Annotated in this window: 20 protein-coding genes and 1 tRNA gene; 6 read left to right on the forward strand and 15 right to left on the reverse strand. The window is 68.9% G+C overall.

Annotation, left to right across the window (positions count from 1 at the left end; translation table 11 throughout):
- Window positions 1-144: 144 nt before the first annotated feature.
- The 4 genes from ahpF to AAEX60_RS16145 all read right to left on the reverse strand — a co-directional run bounded on the left by ahpF (window position 145) and on the right by AAEX60_RS16145 (window position 3,535).
- A complete protein-coding gene (ahpF, locus tag AAEX60_RS16130) occupies window positions 145-1,728 on the reverse strand; it encodes an alkyl hydroperoxide reductase subunit F (RefSeq protein ID WP_342103120.1) in 1,584 nt (527 codons plus the stop codon).
- Between the two features lie 365 nt (window positions 1,729-2,093).
- Window positions 2,094-2,657 carry an alkyl hydroperoxide reductase subunit C gene (ahpC, locus tag AAEX60_RS16135; RefSeq protein WP_342103122.1) on the reverse strand — a complete coding sequence of 188 codons (564 nt, stop codon included), beginning with the start codon at window positions 2,655-2,657 and terminating at the stop codon, window positions 2,094-2,096.
- Between the two features lie 265 nt (window positions 2,658-2,922).
- Entirely contained in the window at window positions 2,923-3,345 is a 423-nt protein-coding gene (locus tag AAEX60_RS16140) for a Fur family transcriptional regulator (protein WP_342103123.1), read from the reverse strand.
- Between the two features lie 107 nt (window positions 3,346-3,452).
- Window positions 3,453-3,535: transfer RNA gene (locus AAEX60_RS16145), tRNA-Tyr, on the reverse strand.
- 112 nt (window positions 3,536-3,647) lie between these two features.
- Between AAEX60_RS16145 and AAEX60_RS16150 the strand changes: the two genes are divergently transcribed.
- The 3 genes from AAEX60_RS16150 (at window position 3,648) to AAEX60_RS16160 (ending at window position 5,709) form a co-directional block, all read left to right on the forward strand.
- Window positions 3,648-4,139, forward strand: a complete 492-nt coding sequence (locus AAEX60_RS16150) for a YajQ family cyclic di-GMP-binding protein (protein WP_342103124.1) — start codon at window positions 3,648-3,650, stop codon at window positions 4,137-4,139.
- Between the two features lie 175 nt (window positions 4,140-4,314).
- Entirely contained in the window at window positions 4,315-4,605 is a 291-nt protein-coding gene (locus AAEX60_RS16155; protein ID WP_342103127.1) for a DUF2249 domain-containing protein, read from the forward strand.
- A gap of 183 nt (window positions 4,606-4,788) precedes the next feature.
- A complete protein-coding gene (locus AAEX60_RS16160; protein ID WP_342103165.1) occupies window positions 4,789-5,709 on the forward strand; it encodes an exodeoxyribonuclease III in 921 nt (306 codons plus the stop codon).
- 71 nt (window positions 5,710-5,780) lie between these two features.
- Here the strand turns inward: AAEX60_RS16160 and AAEX60_RS16165 are convergent, their stop codons facing one another.
- From AAEX60_RS16165 to AAEX60_RS16185, 5 genes are read right to left on the reverse strand one after another with little or no spacing between them, the layout of a single operon-like run.
- Window positions 5,781-6,824 (reverse strand): 3-hydroxyisobutyryl-CoA hydrolase, encoded by a 1,044-nt coding sequence (locus AAEX60_RS16165; RefSeq protein ID WP_342103129.1) that lies wholly within the window; start codon window positions 6,822-6,824, stop codon window positions 5,781-5,783.
- Between the two features lie 15 nt (window positions 6,825-6,839).
- Window positions 6,840-8,390: a polyprenol phosphomannose-dependent alpha 1,6 mannosyltransferase MptB gene (mptB, locus tag AAEX60_RS16170; protein ID WP_342103130.1), complete on the reverse strand. Its 1,551-nt coding sequence runs from the start codon at window positions 8,388-8,390 to the stop codon at window positions 6,840-6,842.
- Window positions 8,387-8,761 carry an NADH-quinone oxidoreductase subunit I gene (locus AAEX60_RS16175; protein WP_342103132.1) on the reverse strand — a complete coding sequence of 125 codons (375 nt, stop codon included), beginning with the start codon at window positions 8,759-8,761 and terminating at the stop codon, window positions 8,387-8,389. The genes mptB and AAEX60_RS16175 overlap by 4 nt, the downstream gene beginning before the upstream one ends.
- Window positions 8,758-9,348 carry an NADH-quinone oxidoreductase subunit C gene (locus AAEX60_RS16180; RefSeq protein ID WP_342103134.1) on the reverse strand — a complete coding sequence of 197 codons (591 nt, stop codon included), beginning with the start codon at window positions 9,346-9,348 and terminating at the stop codon, window positions 8,758-8,760. The genes AAEX60_RS16175 and AAEX60_RS16180 overlap by 4 nt, the downstream gene beginning before the upstream one ends.
- A complete protein-coding gene (locus AAEX60_RS16185) occupies window positions 9,345-9,761 on the reverse strand; it encodes an NADH-quinone oxidoreductase subunit B (RefSeq protein WP_446721302.1) in 417 nt (138 codons plus the stop codon). The genes AAEX60_RS16180 and AAEX60_RS16185 overlap by 4 nt, the downstream gene beginning before the upstream one ends.
- Window positions 9,762-9,857: 96 nt before the next feature.
- Here AAEX60_RS16185 and AAEX60_RS16190 point away from each other — a divergent pair, with 96 nt between their 5' ends.
- Window positions 9,858-11,786 carry a 2-oxoacid:acceptor oxidoreductase subunit alpha gene (locus tag AAEX60_RS16190; RefSeq protein ID WP_342103137.1) on the forward strand — a complete coding sequence of 643 codons (1,929 nt, stop codon included), beginning with the start codon at window positions 9,858-9,860 and terminating at the stop codon, window positions 11,784-11,786.
- Window positions 11,783-12,868: a 2-oxoacid:ferredoxin oxidoreductase subunit beta gene (locus AAEX60_RS16195; protein WP_342103140.1), complete on the forward strand. Its 1,086-nt coding sequence runs from the start codon at window positions 11,783-11,785 to the stop codon at window positions 12,866-12,868. Before AAEX60_RS16190 ends, AAEX60_RS16195 begins: the two co-directional genes overlap by 4 nt.
- 9 nt (window positions 12,869-12,877) lie before the next feature.
- Here the strand turns inward: AAEX60_RS16195 and AAEX60_RS16200 are convergent, their stop codons facing one another.
- Window positions 12,878-13,336 carry an SRPBCC family protein gene (locus AAEX60_RS16200; RefSeq protein ID WP_342103141.1) on the reverse strand — a complete coding sequence of 153 codons (459 nt, stop codon included), beginning with the start codon at window positions 13,334-13,336 and terminating at the stop codon, window positions 12,878-12,880.
- Between the two features lie 86 nt (window positions 13,337-13,422).
- Between AAEX60_RS16200 and AAEX60_RS16205 the strand changes: the two genes are divergently transcribed.
- The gene (locus AAEX60_RS16205; RefSeq protein ID WP_446721303.1) at window positions 13,423-15,396 is read left to right on the forward strand and encodes a M13 family metallopeptidase; all 1,974 of its coding nucleotides are present in this window, start codon (window positions 13,423-13,425) and stop codon (window positions 15,394-15,396) included.
- A gap of 76 nt (window positions 15,397-15,472) precedes the next feature.
- Here AAEX60_RS16205 and AAEX60_RS16210 read toward each other — a convergent pair whose 3' ends face one another.
- From AAEX60_RS16210 to AAEX60_RS16230, 5 genes are all read right to left on the reverse strand, one after another.
- A complete protein-coding gene (locus AAEX60_RS16210; RefSeq protein WP_342103143.1) occupies window positions 15,473-16,753 on the reverse strand; it encodes an aromatic amino acid transport family protein in 1,281 nt (426 codons plus the stop codon).
- A 47-nt stretch (window positions 16,754-16,800) separates the two neighbouring features.
- The gene (locus tag AAEX60_RS16215; protein ID WP_342103146.1) at window positions 16,801-18,180 is read right to left on the reverse strand and encodes an L-serine ammonia-lyase; all 1,380 of its coding nucleotides are present in this window, start codon (window positions 18,178-18,180) and stop codon (window positions 16,801-16,803) included.
- A 177-nt stretch (window positions 18,181-18,357) separates the two neighbouring features.
- Complete coding sequence (locus AAEX60_RS16220; RefSeq protein WP_342103149.1) at window positions 18,358-19,287, reverse strand: LysR family transcriptional regulator; 930 nt, start codon at window positions 19,285-19,287, stop codon at window positions 18,358-18,360.
- A 57-nt stretch (window positions 19,288-19,344) separates the two neighbouring features.
- A complete protein-coding gene (locus tag AAEX60_RS16225) occupies window positions 19,345-20,319 on the reverse strand; it encodes a polyprenyl synthetase family protein (protein WP_342103151.1) in 975 nt (324 codons plus the stop codon).
- Between the two features lie 433 nt (window positions 20,320-20,752).
- Window positions 20,753-21,694 (reverse strand): DUF2207 family protein, encoded by a 942-nt coding sequence (locus tag AAEX60_RS16230; RefSeq protein WP_342105014.1) that lies wholly within the window; start codon window positions 21,692-21,694, stop codon window positions 20,753-20,755.
- Between the last annotated feature and the right edge of the window lie 270 nt (window positions 21,695-21,964).

Genomic DNA, 21,964 nt, shown 5'->3' on the forward strand with positions numbered 1-21,964 from the left:
CCCCCCCCCCCCCCCCCCCCCCCCCCCCCCCCCCCCCCCCCCCCCCCCCCCCCCCCCCCCCCCCCCCCCCCCCCCCCCCCCCCCCCCCCCCCCCCCCCCCCCCCCCCCCCCCCCCCCCCCCCCCCGGGCCCGGGTGGTGCTGGATCAGGCCTCGACGGCCGCCTGCTTGTGCCGGATCAGGTAGTCGAAGGCGCTCAGGGCAGCGGTGGCCCCGGAACCCTGGGCGACGACGATCTGCTTGTACGGCTCGGTCGAGCAGTCGCCGGCGGCAAAGATGCCGGGGGCCGAGGTCTCGCCCCGGTCATTGATCTCCACTTCACCCCGCGGGGAGAGCTTGACCGCGGTGCCCTTGAGCCACTGGGTGGTGGGCAGCAGGCCGATCTGGACGAAGACGCCGGCCAGGTCCAGCTGGTGCTCCTGCTCGGTGGCCCGGTCCTTGTACTTCAGGGCGGTGACCTGGGCGCCGTCACCAACCACCTCGGTGGTCTGGGCGTTCAGGATGACGTCCACATTGGGCATGGAGCGCAGCTTGTCCTGCAGCACGTCGTCGGCCTTCAGGGTCTCCATGAACTCGACGACGGTGACGTGCTCCACGATCCCGGCCAGGTCGATCGCGGCCTCGATGCCGGAGTTGCCACCGCCGACAACGGCGATCCTCTTGCCCTTGAACAGCGGGCCGTCGCAGTGCGGGCAGAAGGTGACGCCCTTGTTGCGGTACTCCTCCTCGCCCGGGACGCCCATCAGGCGCCACTTGGCACCCGTCGCGATGATCACGCTGCGGGCCTTGAGCGCGGCATCCTCACCGAACGTGACGGTGTGCAGGCCGCCCTCCTTCTCGGCGGGGATGATTCCGGTGGCGGACTGGTTCTTGATCACGTCGATCTCGTAGTCGCCGACGTGCTGCTCCAGGGCAGCGGCGAACTTGGGGCCCTCGGTCTTGGGCACGGAGATGAAGTTCTCGATGGCCATGGTGTCCAGCACCTGGCCGCCGAAGCGCTCCCCCACCAGGCCGGTACGGAAACCCTTGCGCGCGGTGTAGATGGCGGCCGAGGCGCCGGCCGGGCCCTGGCCCACCACAAGCACCTCGTAGGGCTCGCGCTCGTTGAGCTTGCTGGCGGCCTTGGCGCCGGCGCCGGTGTCCAGCTTGGCAACGAAGTCGGCCATGTCCATCCGGCCGGTGGCGAAGGGCTCGCCGTTGAGGTAGACCTGCGGGACGGTGAGGATGTTCTTCTCCTTCACCTCGTCCTGGAAGAGCGAGCCCTCTACGGCGGTGTGCTTGATCCGCGGGTTGAGCACACTCATGGCGTTCAGGGCCTGCACCACGGTGGGGCAGTTCTGGCAGGTCAGGGACATGTAGGTGGTGAACTCGTAGTCACCGTCTAGTTCCTTGACCTGCTCCATCAGGTCGGCATCCTCCTTGACGGGGTTGCCGCCCACCTGGACCAGCGCCAGGACCAGGGAGCTGAACTCGTGGCCGAGCGGGATGCCGGCGAAGCGGACGGCGATGTCCGTGCCGGGGCGCTCGATGCTGAAGGAGGGCTTGCGGGCGTCGTCGCCGTCGCTGCGCACGGTGATCTTGTCGCTCAGCGCGGCGATCTCGTTCAGTAGCCCGAGCATCTCCTGGGCCTTGGGACGGTCGTCAAGGCTGGCCACCAGCTCGATGGGCTCGACGACCTTGGTCAACAGCTGGGACAGCTGGGCGGTGAGATTGGAATCAAGAACTGCCATGGCTCCTACTTCAGGACGGGGATTTCACGACGGGGATCCGGGATTGGTTCGACGGGCCGAACGGCCCCGCGACAAGCTCGGGGACCGTGGTTGACTCCCTGCGGCGGGGGCAACCACGGCGGCCCGAACCGGCCGATGCCGATGCGGTGGCCCCGTCCGCTCAGGCGACGAAGGAGCCGCACGACCGGACGGAACAGAAGGAGCGGAGCGAAGCGACTTCGCCGCCCTTCCGGGGGCCAACGGGGGCGGAGCCCCCCGTCCGGTCAGGCGACGAAGGAGCCGCACGACCGGACGGAACAGAAGGAGCGGAGCGAAGCGACTTCGCCGCCCTTCCGGGGGCCAACGGGGGCGGAGCCCCCGTTCATTCAGATCTTGCCCACCAGGTCAATGCCGGGGGTCAGGGTCGCCTCGCCCTCTTCCCACTTGGCCGGGCAGACCTCGCCCGGGTGGTTGCGCACGTACTGGGCGGCCTTGATCTTGCGGATCAGCTGGCCGGCCTCCCGGCCGATGCCCTCGGCGGTGGTCTCGATGTACTGGATGATGCCGTCGGGGTCCACCAGGAAGGTGGCGCGATCGGCCTGGCCGGCACCGGGACGCATGTTGTCGAAGTTGTTGGTGATCTGGCCGTTGCTGTCGCCCAGCATGTAGTACTTGATCTTGCCAACCTCGGCGGAGGCCTCGGTCCAGGCCTTGTGCACGAAGTGCGAGTCGGTGCTGACGGAGTAGACCTCGACGTCCATGCTCTTCAGCTCTTCGTAGTGGTCGGCCATGTCGCCCAGCTCGGTGGGGCAGACGAAGGTGAAGTCGGCCGGGTAGAAGAAGAAGACGCCCCACTTGCCCAGGACGTCGGCGTCGGACACCTCCACGAACTGGCCGTCCTTGTAGGCCTGGGTCTTGAAGGGGAGGATCTTGGTGTTCATCAGGGACATCGGGGAACCTTTCGTTCAAAACTGGACTATTTCCAGAAACTGGAACCGTTCAAGAATGAACCTAGCGACTGACCCAGCGCTTTGCAAGGCGAGTGTGGTCTGCGTGAGACAGCCCTGGCCCAAGGGAGGCCGATCATTGCCCCCACGGCCCAATGTAGTAAGACTTCAAACAAGTCGGGAGCATTCCGGGACACGAGTGCGTGAACTATCCGACATCAGGGGCACCCCACCGCATGCGGAGCACAAAGAGAGACCCGGCCCCCGTTCAGCCCGCGGAACAGGCGGGGCACCTGCCCCAGTAGATGACCTCGGCTTCGTCCAGCACGAAGCCGTGAGTCTCCGAGGGCGCCAGGCAGGGCATCCGCCCCACCGCGCAGGCGACGTCCAGCACCACCCCGCAGCTGCGGCAGGCCATGTGGTGGTGATTGTCGTGGGCGTGGATCTCGTAGAGGGCCGGATGACCGGCCAGCTCCACCCGTCGTAACAGACCGGCTTCCCGCAGCACGTTGAGCGTGTCGTAGATGGACTGGACCGAGACCGACCCGAGCCTTTCCACCACCCCCCGACGGACAGCCTCGGCCTCCGCATGGGGAGCCGCGGCCACGACGTCGAGCACCGCGGTCCGGATGGCGGTCACCCGCAGATTGGCCCGACGCAGGGCGTCGGGCGCCGAGAACGGCTGGTCCATCGTCGGGTCCTCCTCCACGTCGGCTCGGGCGATCCAGCGGCCGGGACAGCTCAGGGGAACAGTGTGGCAGATGCACGAAAGCCCCGGACGGATCCGGGGCTTTCGAGTGGCAGGTGTAGGGTTCGAACCTACGTAGGCGTACGCCGACAGATTTACAGTCTGCTCCCTTTGGCCACTCGGGCAACCTGCCATGCCGGTCAACCCGGCGAGGAGAAACACTAGCAGCCCGATGGCGGATCATGCCAATCGAGCCACCGCCGCTGGCAAAATGGAGCCCGCACGCCAAACCCAGAGGAGAGAACATGGCAGCCGACAGCTCGTTCGACATCGTCAGCAAGGTCGACCGGCAGGAGGTGGACAACGCCCTGGGCCAGGCGGCCCGCGAGGTCAGCCAGCGGTTCGACTTCAAGAACACCGATTCGCTCATCAAGTGGTCCGGCGAGGCGATCGAGATCGAGAGCAATGGCGAGGAGCGAGCCAAGGCCGTGCTGGACGTCTTCCAGACCAAGCTGGTCAAGCGCGGCGTCAACCTCAAGGCGCTGGACGCCGGCGAGCCCCGGCTCAGCGGCAAGATGTGGAAGATCACCTGCACCATGAAGCAGGGGATCACCCAGGAGAACGCCAAGAAGATCTCCAAGCTGATCCGCGACGAGGGACCCAAGGGCGTCAAGGCACAGATTCAGGGCGAGGAGCTGCGGGTCAGCTCCAAGAAGCGCGACGACCTGCAGACCGTCCAGGCCCTGATCAAGCAGCAGGACTACGACTTCGCGGTGCAGTTCACCAACTACCGCTGAGGTGGCGTCGGGGCCCGACCACTGCTCGACGAGTTCCACAACACCCCGGAACCAGTCTGCCGACCAGCTGCCCTCTCGGTCGGCCGCCACCGTCGGGGCAGCGGGGCCCGGACGCCCCGTCCCGCCATGACACCCGCCGGCATTGACACGGAACTTTCCATATATATTGGGTGCCATGACGAACGAACTCCCCCTTGTCGAGAAGTCCGGTGGCTGCGGTTGCGGCCATGACCACGAGACCGAGGTCCCCACGCTGGTGGCCGGGCAGATCCCGCACGCCGTGCGGCACGGCGCCATCATCGGCGCCCTGAGCCAGATCCCGTCGGGCGGTCAGCTCGACCTCGTCGCCCCGCACGTGCCCACTCCCCTGCTGAACCAGATCGAGCAGCTCTTCCCCGGTGTGTACAGCACCGAGGTGATCGACCCCACGCCCGAGGCCTACCGGATCCGCTTCACCAAGGCCTGAACCAACAAGTCCCAGTGCCCGCCGGCCAGCCACACCGGCGGGCACTACGCATTCCCGGGGGAATGCCCAGGATGCAGCAGTTCACTGGACACCCGCGACGGGGACCCTGCACCCCTCCCGCACCACGGGCCCGGACCGTCGGCCGGACGTGATCGGGCGACGGTGACTAGGCTGGCGGACATGTTGCGCGTCGCCACCTTCAACGTGAACGGAATCCGGGCCACCCAGAAGCGGGGCTTCGCCGACTGGCTGGCCAGCCGGCAGTGCGACGTCGTGGCCCTGCAGGAGGTGCGCTGCCCGGTGCCGCTGCTGCCCGACGGCATCTTCGGGGAGTACCACCTGGCCTACGACGCGGGGCAGCTGGCCGGCCGCAATGGGGTGGCCATCCTCACCCGGCAGCTGCCGCTGGATGTGCGCAGCTGGGGCGCCGGTGCCCTGGTGCGGGCGCCGGGTGACTCCGACGTCGAGCTTCGCGAGGAGGCGGAGCGGGATGCCCTGGCGCGGGAGCTGAAGGCCTTCGCCACCGAGGGGCGCTACCTGGAGGTGGACCTGGCCGACCGGCCGCTGACCGTCGCCAGCCTGTACCTGCCCAAGGGCGGCCTGCCGGCCGAGTTGCAGGCCGAGGGGAAGAACGGCCGGGACAAGCCCGACGGGGGCGCCAAGTACGAACGCAAGATGCGCTTCCTCAAGGGTTTCGCCCGGCACCTGACCAGGGCCAGGCGCACCGCGGCCGCGCAGGGCCGGGAATTCCTGGTGATGGGTGACTTCAACATCGCCCATGACGAGCACGACATCAAGAACTGGAAGGGCAACCTCAAGAGCGAGGGCTTCCTGCCCGAGGAGCGGGCCTGGCTGGACCAGATCCTCTCCCCACGCACCCTGGTGGACGTCGTGCGCACCCTGCATCCGGACCAGGACGGCCCCTACTCCTGGTGGAGCTGGATGGGCCAGGCCTTCGTGAAGGACGCTGGCTGGCGGATCGACTACCAGTTCGCCACCCCGAAGCTGGCCAAACTGGCGGTCCGTGGGGGTACCGACCGGGCCGAGAGCTATGAGGCGCGGATGAGCGACCACGCCCCGGTCGTCGTCGACTACGACTTCTGACGGATCGCCCGGTCAGGGGCCTCGACAGGCTCGGCCACCGTGGCTGGGCCAGGCTCCAGACCCTGGCTGGGTCAGCGCTCCTGGAACATCCCCAGGACCAGCTCCCGGGGGACGTCCTCCACCCGAGCATGCCGCCAGGAGGGGTTGCGATCCTTGTCCACCAGCTGGGCGCGCACCCCCTCGACGAAGTCGGAGTCGGCGACGAAGCTGCGCGCCAGCACCAGGTCCTGCGCCAGCACCTGCCGCACCGATTCCAGCTGGCCCGCCCGGCGCACGGCCTCCAGGGCGACACACACGCTCCACGGCGACTTGGCCCGGATCTCGCCGGCGCACTGCCGGGCCCGGGGATTGCCGTGACCCTCCAACCGGGCCAGGATCCCGGCGGGGTCATCGCCGGTGAAGCACTCGTCGATCCAGGAGCGGTCCTGGGCCAGCTGGGAGCCCTCGGCGGCATCCATCAATTCCGGGGAGACGGCTCCTCGCGGCTCCGGCGGGGCCGCGTCGAACCGCTCGGGCAGCAGGATCTCATGCACCATCCCCGCATACAGGGCGCTGGCGGCGTCGATGGTGGTGCCGGTCATCGCCAGGTAGGCCCCGGTCTGGCCGGGCGCGCAGGCCAGCTGCCAGCAGACCCCGACGTCGGGGAACAGGCCAATCCCCACCTCGGGCATGGCCAGCTTGAGGTCGGGAGTGGTGACCACGTGGGTGGCGTGCAGCGCCAGACCCAGCCCGCCACCCATGGCGATCCCGTGCAGCTGGGAGGTGATCGGCTTGGCGGAGCCGGCGATCAGGGCGTTGACCTGGTACTCCTCGGTGAAGAAGTCGACGGCCTGTTCGGGCTGCTCCAGCACCAGCTGACGGATGGCCCGCACGTCGGCGCCGGCGCAGAAGCCCCGCTCCCCCTCCCCAACCAGCTCGATCCGTTCCACGGAGGGGTCCTCCTGCCAGGCCTGCAGGGTCTGGGAGATGGTGTGCATCATCTGCGGGCTGAGGGCATTGATCGCCCGTGGCCGGTCCAGCACCAGCCGGGCCGTGTCACCGTCGCGTTCGGTGCGGATCTCGGCCGGGGTCGGTTCGGCCACCACAGCATCGGTGGGAGTGGCTTCGGGGGTCATGATCGCCTCCTGATGTCAGTCGTGCCGTCTGCGCGCCAGCATACGTCGCCGCTTCTCCGTGCTGCGCTCATGCGTGTAGACCTGCCAGCCCAGGACGGCGACGGCGGTGATCCCCAGCGCGACGGCGGGGTTGAAGGAGTCCACGGCGCTGACGCTGTTGCGGTAGGCCAGGTTGATGGCGGCATAGCTGAGCAGTACGACGGTGGTCCACACCCCGGCCCGCACCATTCGCTGCGACGGCCTGGTCAACGGCACCAGTACGCCGCCCCACAGCACATACCAGGAGTGCAGCGCCGGGGAGCACAGCGCCACCGCCAGGAAACTCCAGGACAGGAAGGTGAGGGGACGACGCCGGGCGATGGTCAGCGCGAAGGCGGAGATCAGCAGCACCGCGATCACCATGCCCGAGGTGCGGGCATAGCGGATGACGTTGTGTCCGCTGGGGTCCAACCCCATCCAGTTGGCCAGCAGTTGCCCACCCTGGCCGATGATGGTGGACGGGGAGACCGTGACCACGCTGCCCGGCACGTCGACGGCATCCAGCCAGCCATAGCCCAGCCCGGTCAGGCTGGTGATCCCCGCGAAGGTCCCGACGCCGATCAGGAAGCTGACCAGCACCCGCACCACCGTCGTGAACAGCTCCTGCCAGCGCCAGCTGGCCCACTCCCGGGGGATCAGGGGCAGGGCGTAGCAGGCCAGGATCGCCGGCTGCTTGATGGCGGCCGCCGTGCCCACCAGCACCGCCGAGAAGAGCCAGGCCCAGCTGCGCTGGAAGGCCAGCCACAGCCCGGCCACCAGCAGCCCCACCATCAGGGCGTCGTTGTGGGCGCCGCCGATGAAGTCGATCACCAGCACCGGGTTCAGGGTGGCCATCCAGGCCGCCTCGGCCGGATCCAGGCGCAGCTTGACGGCGATCCGGGGCACCAGCAGCCCGATCAGCACCACCCCGGCCAGTGCCGGGATCCGCATTGCCAGCGCCGAGACATAAGGGTCGAACCGGCAGACGTCGACGATCAGGTGCTGCATCTGCAGGCTGAGGGGCCCGTAGGGAGCCGGTGTGCGCCGCCACACCCAGGCCACCTGGTCCGCAAAGGAACCGGGCAGCAGCATCACATTGCCGTGGTACGGGTTGATGTCATTGTGGATCAGCCAGCCCTGGGCGGCGTAGGAGTAGGCGTCGTGACTGAAGATGGGTGGGGCCAGCAGGAAGGGGGCGCCCCAGATGGCCAGCACCGCCCAGTGCTTGAGGTGGGTGTAGGCCACCGCTTCACCCTCGGGCTGGGCCCCGGGCCGCATCCGGAACCAGGCGTCCACCAGCAGCATCAGGCCGGCCATCACCAGCAGCGTCCCGCCGATCCGGGCGGGGGTGCCGGTGACGTGCAGCAGGCGCAACATCCGCCACCACGGCGAGTTCTGCGGCAGGTAGGCGGGGGTCAACGAACCGAGCGCGATCAGCAGGGTGCCGTAGGCACCCCGGCGCACGTGCCGCACCCGCCATGCCGTGCGCACGCTGCTCCAGTGGAGCTCCAGGTCACCGATCCAGGATCCGGTGGGGGCGACGCTCACCGGAGCTGCTCGCGGCCGTGGTGCAGGCCGCCCGGGTGGTCCGCGGTTGCCACGTGCCGGCCGGCCCACTCCAGGGCGTCGAAGGGGCACTGCTCCACGCAGATGCCGCAGTACATGCACAACGACCAGTCGATCTGGAAGCGGTCCAGCACGTTCACCGACCGCTGGCGGGCGCGGGCATAGCCGCTGGTGGCCGACGCCGCGGCCCCGCCGATCGGGGCTCCACCCTGACCACTGACCTGCTCGGTGTGCGAGTCGATCTGGATGCACCAGGCCGGACACTCCCGGGCACAGATCATGCAGGACGTGCACTTGTCCTCGATCAGGCGGATCGAGCCGTGGCCCTGGACGGGCCGGGGCTGTTCGGTCATCGACGCCTCCTCACTCGGCCCCCGGCCACAGCGGCGGCAATCTCGGCGGGATCGGGAAGGGGGGCGGCGGGGTCGCGGTCCCCCCAGACATCCGGATCGGGCACCCCGGGCGGCGCCATCTTGCGTCGGCTGGGCGCGGCCGCCCCCTCCCCCGGCTCCTTGGCACCAGGCCAGGGCTGGGCCGCCCGGGCTGCGAGCACCACGTCCTTGCGCAGCCCACGCACGGGCTCCGCACCCGCTGGGGCATGGTTCAACAGCGGCGCAAGGTCCGCGCCGTCGAAGACCACGCCGAAGAAGTCATGCACCTCGCGCTGGTGCCAGGCGGCTCCGGGCAGCAGGCCGATGCAACTCGGCAACACCGGAGCCTGCCGGGGCACCCGGGTCTGCAGCCGCAGCCCGCGCGGTGGCGTCGCGTCGAAGTTCACCAGCCGCAACACCACCCGCAGCTCGTCGGCGCGGCCAATCTCGTCGACGCAACCCAGCCAGTCGAAGAAGCCGAAACCCTGCGCCAACGCCGTGGAGATGGCCGCCAACCAGGTGTCCGGGTCGACGTCGCGCAGCTGGTCGTCCAGGCCATGGGCGCTCACCGTGCCACCTCCAGCCCGGTGCGCAGCTCGCCCAGCACCAGGCCCAGAGCCTCGGGCGGTGGCGGGCAACCAGGGATGTAGCGGTCCACCCGCACCAGCTGGTCCACCCCCTTGGTCACCGACGGGGCGTCCCAGTACGGACCGCCCGCGCAGGCGCAGGCGCCAAAGCTCACCACAAAAGCCCCCGGAAGGTTGTCAACTTCCTCCTTGACAATGCCACTGAGCGCGTCCGTCAGGGTGCCGGAGACCACCGCCACCACCTGGGCGCCGTCGGGAACCCGCTCCAGCCGCGGTGCGCCCGCGGGCACCGCAAACTCGGTCTCGATGGCGCAACAGGCCAGCGCGAGGTCCACGACCACCACGGAATGGTCGCCGAACCAGTCGATGAATCTGCCCTGCGCAATACCCGTCACGACGGCCAGCCTAACGTGACAGGCTCCCACCCCCTTTTTCGCGAGGGTTTAGGCTTGCAGACTGAGTGTTGTTCTCCCCGTTGGAAAGAGGCCCCCGTGTCCGCTGTGCATGTGCTCGATCGAGTGGTGATTCGCTTCGCCGGCGACTCCGGCGACGGTATGCAGCTGACCGGAGATCGCTTCACGCATGACTCCGCCACCCTGGGCAATGACATCTCCACCCTGCCGAACTTCCCGGCCGAGATTCGCGCCCCCCAGGGCACCCTGCCCGGCGTGTCCAGCTTCCAGCTGCACTTCGCCAATTTCGACATCGTCACCCCGGGCGACCGTCCCGACGTGCTGGTGGCGATGAACCCGGCCGCCCTGAAGGCCAACCTGAAGGACGTGCCCCGCGGCGGGCTGCTGCTGGTGGACACCGCCGAGTTCACCAAGCGCAACCTGGCCAAGGTGGGTTACGAGGCCAACCCGCTGGAGGACGGCTCGCTGGCCGACTACCAGCTGGTGGCGCTGGACCTGACCGGCCTGGCCGTCGCCTCGGTGAAGGACTTCGGCCTGGGCCGCAAGGATTCCGCCCGCAGCAAGAACATGTTCGCGCTGGGCCTGCTGAACTGGCTCTACAGCCGCCCCACCGAGGGCACCGAGGCCTTCCTGGGCGAGAAGTTCGCCAAGAAGCCGGAGATCCGCGACGCCAACATCGCCGCCTTCCGCGCCGGTTACGCCTACGGTGAGACCACCGAGGAGTTCGCGGTGCGCTATGAGGTGGCCAAGGCCCCGATGCAGACCGGCCGGTACCGCCAGATCTCCGGCAACACCGCCACCAGCTACGGCCTGATCGTCGGCGCCCAGAAGGCGGGCCTGCAGCTCTTCCTGGGCTCCTACCCGATCACCCCGGCCTCCGACATCCTGCACGAGTTGAGCAAGCACAAGGGGCAGGGCGTGATCACCTTCCAGGCGGAGGACGAGATCGCCGGCGTCGGCGCCGCGCTGGGCGCCTCCTTCGCGGGGGCGCTGGGCGTCACCTCGACGTCCGGCCCCGGCATCGCGCTCAAGGCGGAGACCATCGGCCTGGGCGTGATGACCGAGCTTCCGCTGGTGGTGGTCGACGTGCAGCGCGCCGGGCCGTCGACGGGCATGCCCACCAAGACCGAGCAGGCCGACTTGCTGCAGGTGATGTACGGCCGCAATGGTGAGGCACCGGTTCCGGTGCTGGCGCCCGCCACCCCCGCCGACTGCTTCGACATGGCGGTGGAGGCGGTGCGGATCGCCGTGGTCTACCGCACCCCCGTCGTGCTGCTGAGCGACGGCTACCTGGCCAACGGCGCGGAGCCGTGGAAGATCCCGCAGGTGGACGAGATCCCCGCGATCGACCCGAACTTCGCCACCGAGCCCAACGACGGGGACGCCTTCCTGCCCTACAAGCGGGATCCCGAGACCCTGGCCCGCGCCTGGGCCAAGCCCGGCACCCCGGGCCTGGAGCACCGGATTGGCGGCATCGAGAAGGCCGACGGCACCGGTGCCATCTCCTACGATCCGGCCAACCACGACGCGATGGTCCGGCTGCGCCAGGCCAAGGTGGACGGCATCGTGCGCGACATCGCCGACGTCGAGGTGGATGACCCGTCGGGCAAGGCCAAGGTGCTGGTGCTGGGCTGGGGCTCCACCTACGGCCCGATCACGGCCGCGGTGCGCCGGGTGCGCAAGACCGGCCGGCACGTCGCGCAGGCGCACGTGCGCCACCTGAACCCGCTGCCCGCCAACCTGGGCGAGGTGCTCAAGGCCTATGACCGGGTGATCGTGCCGGAGATGAACCTGGGCCAGTTCGCCATGATGCTGCGCGCCAAGTACCTCGTCGACGTGCACAGCTATTCCAAGGTCTTCGGCCTGCCGATCTCGCTCAGCGAGCTGGCGGCCGACCTGGAGACCGAGATCGACGCCATCGACCCCGACCATCCCGACGTCCCGATCGACACCCAGATCGAGGAGTCCGCGGACGCCGTCGAGCAGACCCCACAGGAGACCAAGTGACCGCGACCCAGACCCCCGTCACCGAGCAGACCAGCGAGTACCGCGGCCTGGCCGGGGTGCCGTTGAGCCTCGAGCCGCTCAACCGCAAGGACTTCACCAGTGACCAGGAGGTCCGCTGGTGCCCCGGCTGCGGCGACTACGCCATCCTGGCCGCCTTCCAGGGGATGATGCCGGAGCTGGGGATCAAGCGGGAGAACACCGTGATCGTCTCCGGGATCGGCTGCTCCTCGCGCTTCCCGTACTACGTGGACAGCTACGGCATGCACTCCATCCACGGCCGGGCCCCGGCCATCGCGACCGGCGTCGCGGTCACCCGGCCGGACCTTGGCGTGTGGGTGGTCACCGGCGACGGTGATGCGCTGTCCATCGGTGGCAACCACCTGATCCACGCGCTGCGACGCAATGTGAACGTCACCATCATGCTGTTCAACAACCGGATCTACGGCCTGACCAAGGGCCAGTACTCCCCCACCTCCGAGGCCGGCAAGGTGACCAAGTCCAGCCCGCTGGGCTCGCTGGACACCCCCTTCAACCCGGTTTCGTTGGCGCTGGGCGCCGAGGCGGGCTTCGTGGCCCGCACCGTCGACTCGGACCGCAAGCACCTCTCCGAGGTGCTGAAGGCCGCCGCCGACTACCGCGGCGCCGCCCTGGTGGAGATCTACCAGAACTGCCCGATCTTCAACGACGGTGCCTTCGACGCCATCAAGGGCCCGCAGTCCGACGAGGCGATCATCCCACTGCGGCACGGCGAGCCGATCCTGTTCGGCAAGGACAACCACCTGGGCGTCGTGCAGCACGGCGACGGCTCGGTGGACGTCGTCGAGGTCTCCGAGGTGGGGCTGGACAACATCCTGGTGCACGACGCGCAGCACGCGGACCCGTCGCTGGCCTTCGCCCTGAGCCGGCTGACCGACGGCGGCGTGCTGCACCGCTCCCCCATCGGCATCTTCCGCAATGTGGAGCGCCCGGCCTATGACGACCTGGCGCGCGAGCAGGTGGAGCTGGCCAAGGGCAGCCGGGCCGTCGATGCGGGTCTGCAGGCGATGCTGGACGGCAAGGACACCTGGGAGATCCGGCACTGAGCCGGGTGCTCAGCCCGGCTGGGTCTGGGACTCGGCCAGCTCCTTGAGCCGCTCGATCGAGGCCATCAGGTTGGCCGGGGTGGTGGTCCGCGCCCGGGCCAGACGCTGTTCGTCGTGCAGCTCGGTCCAGTCATAGGTGTGCCGCACCAGGGTGACCCGCGGCCCGCGCGGTTCCAGCTCCCAGCGCCACAGCTGGCCGGGCTGGGGCTCGCCCACCGGCGATGGCTTCCAGGCGATCAGCCGGCCCTCGGTGAACTCCACCACCTCATTGTCTCGGGGCCGGTTGCCGGTGACGATCATCCGGAAGACGTCGCCAACCCTGTGCACCCGCTGCCCCCGGGCCGCCTGGGTCAGGTTGTCGTTGCCGTCCCACTGCGGCTGCAGCGCCGGGTCGGCGATCAGCTCGAAGATCTCCTCGAACGGGGCGGCGATCTCCCGCTCGGCACTGACGATGCGAGTCTCGGTCATGGGCCCAGCCTCGCATCCGACGGCGCGGCTGACAATGCCCGTCGGGATCGGCCCGTCGACGGGCCCGGCCCGCTAGATTGGGCGGGGTGATTCCAGCTCTTGACTCCAGCCGCATCGATCCCGCGATCCGGCCCCAGGATGACCTCTTCCGGCATGTCAACGGCGCCTGGCTGGCCCAGGCCCCGATCGACCCGGACAAGCCCTCGGCCGGCAGTTTCGTCGACCTGACGGAGAAGTCCCGCCGGGCGGTGCGGGAGATCATCGAGGAACTGGCCGCCCGGCCCGGGGTGGAGAAACCCGTCGAGGAGGCGGACAAGGTGGCCACCCTCTACCGGGACTTCCTGGACACCGACGCCATCGAGGCGCTGTGCGCGGGCCCGCTGGAACCGCTGCTGGACCGGGTGGATCGGATCGTGGGCGTCGAGGAGCTGGCGGAGCACTGGGGCTGGAGCCTGGCGCACGGGATTGGTGCGCTGGTGCAGCTTGGCCCTGACGCGGACATGGCCGACCCCACCCGGTATGCGCTCTTCCTGGAACAGGGCGGGATCGGGCTGCCGGACCGGGACTACTACCTGGCCGAGGAGCACGCCGAGCTGCTGGCGGCCTACCGGGCCCATGTGGAACGCAGCCTGTCCCTGGCCGGCGTGTCCGACGCCGCGGAGCAGGCCGCACAGGTGGTGGCCCTGGAGACCGAGATCGCCCGTCGCCACTGGGCCCGGGAACGGACCCGGGACCTGGCCGCCAAGTACAACCCCACCAGTTGGCTGCGGTTGACCGACGAGGTGCCCGGGCTGCACCTGGACCGGCTGGCGGCGGGGATGCAGGCCAACCCGGAGCAGCTGGACCTTGTGGTCAACGGCCAGCCCAGCTTCCTCACCGAGGCGGCCGAGCTGCTCACCATCGAGCGACTGCCGCAGTGGCGGGCCTGGTGCCGGTGGCGGATTGTCACCGCGCTGTCCCCCTGGCTGTCCACCGCCTTCGTCGACGAGCGGTTCGACTTCTACGAGCGCACCCTGCAGGGCGTCGAGCAGCAGCGGCCCCGCTGGAAGCGGGGGGTGGCCCTGGTGGAGGGCGCCATGGGTGAGGCCGTCGGCAAGGTCTACGTGCAGCGCTACTTCCCCGCATCCGCCAAGGAGCGGATGGACGAGCTGGTGGCCAACCTGCTGGCCGCCTACCGCGAGTCGATCACGGCCCTGGACTGGATGGGTGAGGACACCCGGGCGGAGGCGCTGCGCAAACTGGACGCCTTCACCCCCAAGATCGGCCACCCGGAGAACTTCCGGGACTACTCCGCGCTGGAACTCATCCCCGGTGACCTGGTGGGCAATGTGCTGCGCGTCGACGAATTCGAGACCCGCTACCAGCTGGCCAAGCTGACCCGGCCGGTGGATGGCGACGAGTGGCTGATGACCCCGCAGACGGTCAATGCCTACTACCACCCCTTGCGCAATGAGATCGTCTTCCCGGCCGCGATCCTGCAACCGCCCTTCTTCAACCCGGATGCCGACGACGCGGTCAACTATGGCGGCATCGGCTCGGTGATCGGGCACGAGATCGGCCATGGCTTCGACGACCAGGGGTCCACCTGCGACGGCGACGGCAAGCTGCGCAACTGGTGGACTGACGCGGACCGGGCGGCCTTCACCGAACGCACCGCAGCGCTGGTGGAGCAGTTCAACGCGCTGACCCCGCTGGAGCTGGCCGACGACCAGCCGCCGGTGCACGTCAACGGTGCCTTCACCATTGGGGAGAACATCGGTGACCTGGGCGGGGTGGGGATTGCGCTGAAGGCCTGGCGGATGGCCACCGACGGGGTGGAGCCGGAGCCGGTCGACGGATTGACCGGCACCCAACGCTTCTTCCACGGCTACGCCACCATCTGGTCCAGCAAGGCCCGCAATGAGCATGCCCGCCGAATGCTGGTGGTGGACCCGCACTCCCCCGCGGAGTTCCGGTGCAACCAGATCCTGCGCAATGTGGATGCCTTCCACGAGGCCTTCGGCACCACTGCCCAGGACGGCATGTGGCTCGCCCCCGAGGATCGGGTGACCATCTGGTGAGGCCCGGCCCGGGTAGACTCTCGCCCCGCCGTCGGTGTCCGAATCCCGACGACGGGGCGAGGAATTTCTTGGACGCTCAGGCCAGGAAACCGCTGACCACGGCGCTGACGGCCAGCAGTCCGGCCACCACGACGAAGACATTGGAGGCCCGGCCGCGGTAGCGCTGCAGCACCGGCACCCGATGGATCGCCCACATCGGCAGCAGGAAGAGCACCATCGCGATGATCGGGCCGGAGAGCTGCTCGATCATCGACAGGATGCTCGGGTTGACCACGGCGGCCAGCCAGGTGGTGAGGAACATGAAGCCGGCGATGGCCTTGGTCAACAGCGGATTGCTGATCTTGCGGGCGTCCGGGTCGGCGAAGCGGACGATGCCGGCCAGGCCCTCCGCGGCGCCCAGGTAGTGCCCGAAGAAGGAGGAGGCGATGGCGGTGATCGCCACCACCGGGCCCAGGTAGGAGATGAACGGGGCACCGTTGACATTGGCCAGGTAGCTCAGCACGGGCAGATTGGTCTTGCGGGCCTCGGCCAGGCCGTCGACACCGAGCGCCAGGACGCAGGACCAGACGAAGCCCATCGCGAAGACCACCAACAGGACCGTGGTGCGCTTGAGCACCTGGGAGGCCTTGTCCGGGGCGTGCTGGCCGTACTCCTGCTTCATCGCCAGCGAGAACTGGCTGATCGCCGGGGAATGGTTGAAGGCGAAGACCATCACCGGAATCATCAGCCAGATCGACTTGGCCAGGCTGCCGGCCGAGGGCACGTCGGCGGTGAAGAAGTCCAGCTTCCAGCTGGGAATGAGATAGACGGTGACGCCGAAGAGCACGGCGATCAGCGGGTAGACCAGCCAGCCGGTCACGATCAGCATGATCCGTTGCCCGGCGACCATCACGCCCATCATGGCCGCGATCAGGATGAAGCTGAGCACCGCGCGGGGCGGAGACGGCTGGTGGAACTGGTTGACGATCAGACTGTCCACGGTGTTGGTGATCCCGATGCCGTAGATCAACACGATCGGGTAGATCGCGAAGAAGTACAGCACGGTGACCAGCTTCCCGAAGCCTTCACCGAAGAAGTCCTTGGCGACGACGGTGATGTCGTCGCCGGGCCGACGGGAGTGGCAGATCATCCGGGACAGGGAACGGTGGGCCAGATAGGTCATGGGCGCCACCATCAGCGATACCACCAGCAGGGGCCAGACGCCGCCGGCGCCGGCATTGATCGGCAGGAACAGGATGCCGGCACCGATGGCGGTGCCGAACAGGCTGATCATCCAGTTCCGGTCAAAGCCATTCCACCGCGGCGCGGTGGCTTCGATCCGTTCTGGAGCGGCCTCTTGGGCCTGGTCAGACAACATTGTCTTCATGATGTGTTGATGCTCCTCAGCAGGGTTGGGTGCGTGCCTCAGCACGCCACGTAGTTGACCGCGAGGCCACCACGTGAGGTCTCCTTGTAGTCGCTCGACATGTCGGCGCCGGTGGTGCGCAGCGTCAGGATGGCGGCGTCCAGTGACACCTGGTGGGTGCCATCGCCGCGCAGCGCGATCCGAGCGGCATTGATCGCCTTGGTACCGGCAATCGCATTGCGTTCGATGCACGGAATCTGCACCAGGCCGGCGACCGGGTCACAGGTCAGCCCCAGGTTGTGCTCCAGCCCGATCTCCGCCGCATTCTCCACCTGGGCCGGGGTGCCGCCCCGGACCTCGCACAGGCCGGCGGCAGCCATCGAACAGGCGGAGCCAACCTCGCCCTGGCAGCCGACCTCGGCGCCCGAGATGGAGGCATTCTGCTTGATCAGGATGGTGATGGCGGCCGCAGTCAGCAGGAAGCGGACCACGCCCTCCTCGTCGGCACCCGGGCAGAACTTCATGTAGTAGTGCAGGACGGCGGGAATGATCCCGGCCGCGCCATTGGTGGGAGCGGTCACCACCCGGCCACCCGAGGCATTCTCCTCGTTGACGGCGAGGGCAAACAGGTTCACCCAGTCCATCGCCCGCAGCGGATCCTGGGAGTCGGTCTCCGCATGCAGCGCCTGGTACAGCTTCGGGGCCCGACGCGGTACGGCCAGCCCACCCGGCAGGGCGACTTCGGTGCGACGGCAACCGTCGGTGACGCACTGTTCCATCACGCGCCAGATGTTCAACAGGGCGGCGCGGGTCTCGGCCTCGGGGCGCCAGGTGGCCTCATTGGCCAGCATCACGTCGCTGATCGACAGACCCTCCCGGGCGCAGATCTCCAGCAACTGCTTGGCGGTGTCGAAGCGGTAGGGCAATTCCACCTCGGGGTCCAGCAGGGGGGTCCGCCGGGTGGCGGCCTGCTCGTCGATCACGAAGCCACCGCCGATCGAGTAGTAGCGGCTGCTGGCCAGCAGCCCGCCATCGGCGTCATAGGCCTCGAAGGACATGCCATTGGGGTGGGCCGGCAGGGTCTCGCGCAGGTGCAGCACCAGGTCCTCGGCGCGGTTGAAGCCGATCCGGCGGCCACCACCCAGCACCAACTGCCCGGAACTCTCCAGGGCCGCCACCCGACTGTCGACGGATTCGGTGTCGACGTGCTCCGGATCCTCCCCCATCAGCCCCAGCAACACCGCCTTGTCGGAACCATGGCCGTGGCCGGTCGCGCCCAGTGAACCGTAGAGCTGACTGCGCACCCGCGCGACGGAGCCGGTCAGGCCCGCCTGGTCCAGCTCGGCCAGGAACAGTCCCGCTGCCCGCATGGGACCGACGGTGTGCGAGGACGACGGTCCGATCCCGATCGAGTAGATGTCCAGAACGCTGAGAGCCACGCTGTTTCCTTCCCGAGAGGCCGCTCGACGTCGTCGTCGTAGTCCGGCCGGTCACGGCGAACAGTGAATTGTCTGATCGCCAAACCAACTCTAGGGACCCGGAGAGGCCATGAGGTCCGACCTACGGATGCTCGCTGTTGACGTTTCGCAAAGGATGATTGCGGGAAAAATGGACAATCAGCTGGAAATCTTGCTGATTGAAGCGTTCTTGTGGCGATAGTGCTCCCGGGTGACCCGGCTGAGCTCCCCCACCACGGCACCGGCCACGGGAGAGTTCCGGCTGGCGGTGCGCACCAGGATGCGCAGTTCCCGGTAGGGGGCGTGCTCCACGTGGCGGACCATCAGGTCCGCGGTCTCCCGGCCCAGGTTGAGCGAACTCATCAACGCCACCCCGAATCCGGCGCGGACCAGACCCAGCGCGGCAACCAGATTGCTGCAGTGTGCCACCACGCGTGGTTCGAAGCCTGCCTGCTGGCAGATGTCGCTGATCCAGGCCTCGAAGCCGGTGTGCTCGGCGTCCATCACCCACGCCTCGTCGGCGAAGTCGGCCAGGGCGGCCGGATCTGCCGGGGTGGGGCGGTGGTGGGGTGGCAGGCAGAGCACGATCTCGTCGCGGGCCAGGGGGATGACGTCGATTCCCTCCCCTGGCAAGGCGATGCTGTTGTCCACCACGGCGACGTCGATCTCGCCTTCGCGAAGCCGGGCGACACTCTCGTGCGGTTCGGTGTCCATCACCAGCAGTTCCAGCTGCGGATAGCGTTCCCGCAGGGCCATCAACACGGTGGGCAGCACGGCCGACGCGAAGCTGGGGAAGGTGCTGATCCGGATGACGCCCTCGACGCCGGTGCGGAAGCGGGCCAGGCTGCTCTCGGCCTCCTCGACGACGGCGACGATCCGCCGGTAGTGCGCCACCAGACTGGCGCCCGCCTCGTTGATCCGCACCGTGCGCCCGGTACGGTCGAACAACGGCATCCCGACGTCCTTCTCCAGCAGCGCGATCTGTTGGCTGACGGTCGACGTGGTGATGTGCAGGTGCGCGGCCGCGGAGGTCATGGTGCCGAACCGGTCGACGGCGGCCAGGACGTGCAGGCGGCGCAGGTCGAGCATCGTTACTCCCGTCGGGTACCGGTCGGAGCCACGCCTGGGGTCACGGGCGCCGGCGAGTCAGTTGGAGCGGCCCACCAGGTCGGTGCAGATCTTGGCCAGCGCCGTCTTGGCGTGGCCGTCGGGCAGCGGGGCCAGGTGGGACAGGGCCAGGTCGGCGTGCCGCTGCACCTCGGCCCGGGCCTGCTCGATCACCCGGTGGGCCCGCAGGGCGGCCAGCGCCTCGGCCAACCGGTCGTCGTCGGACAGGTCGGAGGCAATCAGCTGCTTGAGCGGCTCGTCGGCCGGGTCGGTGGAGGGCTGCAGCATCAGGGTGGGCAGGGTGGGCACCCCCTCGCGCAGGTCAGTGCCGGGGGTCTTGCCGGTGACGGTGCTGGTGATGTCGATGATGTCGTCGCTCAGCTGGAAGACGACGCCGATCTGTTCCCCGAAGGCGCCCAGGGCGCGCAACACCTCGTCGGAGGCGCCGGCCACCATGCCCCCGAAGACGGCGGAGGTGGCAATCAGGGAGCCGGTCTTGTCCGCCACCACCTGCAGGTAGTGGGCCAGCGGATCGTCGCCCTCCTGCGGGCCGCGGGTCTCCGCGATCTGTCCCTGGACCAGCCGGGCGAAGGTCTCGGCCTGCAGCCGGACGTATTCGGTGCCCAGCTCGGCGACGGTGGTGGAGGCGCGGGCGAACAGGTAGTCACCCACCAGGATGGCGATCGAGTTGTCCCAGCGACGGTTGGCGCTGGGCGCCCCGCGGCGCTTGTCGGCGTCGTCCATGACGTCGTCGTGGTAGAGGCTGGCGACGTGGGTGAGTTCCACCACCAGCGCGGCTCGCACCAGGTCGGCCTCGTCGAAGTCGGCGCCGAAGTGGGAACCGAGGATCACCAAGAGCGGCCGGAAGCGCTTGCCGCCGGCGTCGATGATGTGTCGGGCGGCCTCCGTCACGAAGGGGCTGTCGGCCACTGCCGCCTGCACCAGATCCTCCTCGATCCGGGCCAGCCGAGCGGTGACCGAAGCGTCGAAGGCCTCGTCCACGACGTGCGTCACGGTTCTCCTCATTTCCTGCGGTATGGGGCCATGCAGACCGACCCCAGCCTAGTGGTTGGCCGCCCACCCGCCCAATCCCGGCGCGCGAGGCGTGCTCACCGGGCCGCCCCACCACGGACCCCGAGCCTGTCGAGGGGCCGCTACGAGCGCGAGGGACGAGCGTGAGTAGCTCGACGAGGCAGGGCGAGGAACGAGCCCGGTGCGCCTCGCCCGAACGAACGAGGCGGAACGGAGCGACTTGCACGCCTTTCGGGGCCCACGGGGGCAGAGCCCCCGTGTGTCGCTACGAGCGCGAGGGACGAGCGTGAGTAGCTCGACGAGGCAGGGCGAGGAACGAGCCCGGTGCGCCTCGGCGGAACGAACGAGGCGGAGCGGAGCGACTTGCACGCCTTTCGGGCCTTTCGGGGGCCCACGGGGGCAGAGCCCCCGTGTGTCAGAAGTCGAACAGGTCGAAGAGGTCGAAGTCGCCGAAGAAGTCGCTCAGCCCGTCGAAGGCCTCGGCCAGGCCACCGAGCCCGTCCAGCGAGTCGAACAGCCCGCCGGCCTCGCCAACCAGGTCTGCCAGGTCCAGGCTGGCGACGCCCAGCTCGGCCAGGTCGAGCATCCCGTCCAGCAGGTACCAGGCCATCGGGTCACTGGCGAATTCCGCGGCCACGGCGGCGGCGTCGGTGAACTGCGCGCGGCGGACCACCTCCCCGATCACCCCGGCCCATCGCTCGGCCAGGCCGAAGATCATGGCATAGGGCAGGTAGCGGCTGAACTGGTCGGCGGCCTCCTCGAACCGGATCTGGTCGGCCTCGGCGGTGGCCAGGTACTTGCGGAAGCCCAAGGTCTGGATCCGCACGGCGGTGCCGGCGGCGGTGCGCGGTGAACGGCCGAACCACCAGGTGGCAAGCCTGCCGGGGTCGGGGTGGCGTTGGTACCAGCCGTGGGCCACGACGTCCTGGTAGAGCTGATCCCGGCACTGCCGCAGCGGGCCGGCGAGCTGTTTCTTGATCTGGCTGAGCAGCACGTACTCGGCCTGGCCCAGGAACAGCCCCTGCAGCAGCAGCACCTCGGCCGGGGTGAGCTCGGAGGCGACGATGGGCCGCAGCAGCTGCAGCTCCCAGTCGTCGCCCTGTTTGCCGATCCGGAACCAGCCGCGCAGGCTGAGGTCGATCATCATGGCACCCAGGTCGGCGGGGTTGACCTGCCCGTCCAGCACGGTGCCGGCCAGCGCGGGCGAGACGTCCTTCGGCGGGTGGAACTGCACCGCCACCTCGCCCTTCCATTCGCGGCCGCCGCGCACCGGCCGGGTGCTGCCGGTACCGTCGACGGGCACCTGCCCCGGGGTCACTCCGACGAACTCCTGGTCCCGCCCGCGACGAAAGATCATGCCTTCGTTCTACACCAGAACCGGGGCCAGACAAGGCAGGACACCGGACTGACCGGTCCGGACTGGCGATCGACCAGGTCTGGCCGGATGCTCCCCTGCGAATGTTGCGCCCAGGGAGCCCACCGGCCCACCAGCCGGTGGGCTCCCCGCGGGAGATGACAACCACGACGCGCATCATGCGCGACACATGCAGGGTTGCTCCACGTGGGCCGCCCCCGGACAGACTCGGGAATCGTGGCGAACTCAGCGCGCGGGCAGACAACAAGAACC

It is taken from the genome of Luteococcus sp. H101 (assembly GCF_038433155.1).
Lineage (GTDB): Bacteria > Actinomycetota > Actinomycetes > Propionibacteriales > Propionibacteriaceae > Luteococcus.

Excerpts from the sequence above, each read along its gene's own strand:
- ahpF (WP_342103120.1), bottom strand. The coding sequence starts at position 1,728 with ATGGCAGTTCTTGATTCCAATCTCACCGCCCAGCTGTCCCAGCTGTTG.
- ahpC (WP_342103122.1), bottom strand. The coding sequence starts at position 2,657 with ATGTCCCTGATGAACACCAAGATCCTCCCCTTCAAGACCCAGGCCTAC.
- AAEX60_RS16140 (WP_342103123.1), bottom strand. The coding sequence starts at position 3,345 with ATGGACCAGCCGTTCTCGGCGCCCGACGCCCTGCGTCGGGCCAATCTG.
- AAEX60_RS16150 (WP_342103124.1), top strand. The coding sequence starts at position 3,648 with ATGGCAGCCGACAGCTCGTTCGACATCGTCAGCAAGGTCGACCGGCAG.
- AAEX60_RS16155 (WP_342103127.1), top strand. The coding sequence starts at position 4,315 with ATGACGAACGAACTCCCCCTTGTCGAGAAGTCCGGTGGCTGCGGTTGC.
- AAEX60_RS16165 (WP_342103129.1), bottom strand. The coding sequence starts at position 6,824 with ATGACCCCCGAAGCCACTCCCACCGATGCTGTGGTGGCCGAACCGACC.
- AAEX60_RS16175 (WP_342103132.1), bottom strand. The coding sequence starts at position 8,761 with ATGACCGAACAGCCCCGGCCCGTCCAGGGCCACGGCTCGATCCGCCTG.
- AAEX60_RS16200 (WP_342103141.1), bottom strand. The coding sequence starts at position 13,336 with ATGACCGAGACTCGCATCGTCAGTGCCGAGCGGGAGATCGCCGCCCCG.
- AAEX60_RS16210 (WP_342103143.1), bottom strand. The coding sequence starts at position 16,753 with ATGTTGTCTGACCAGGCCCAAGAGGCCGCTCCAGAACGGATCGAAGCC.
- AAEX60_RS16220 (WP_342103149.1), bottom strand. The coding sequence starts at position 19,287 with ATGCTCGACCTGCGCCGCCTGCACGTCCTGGCCGCCGTCGACCGGTTC.
- AAEX60_RS16230 (WP_342105014.1), bottom strand. The coding sequence starts at position 21,694 with ATGATCTTTCGTCGCGGGCGGGACCAGGAGTTCGTCGGAGTGACCCCG.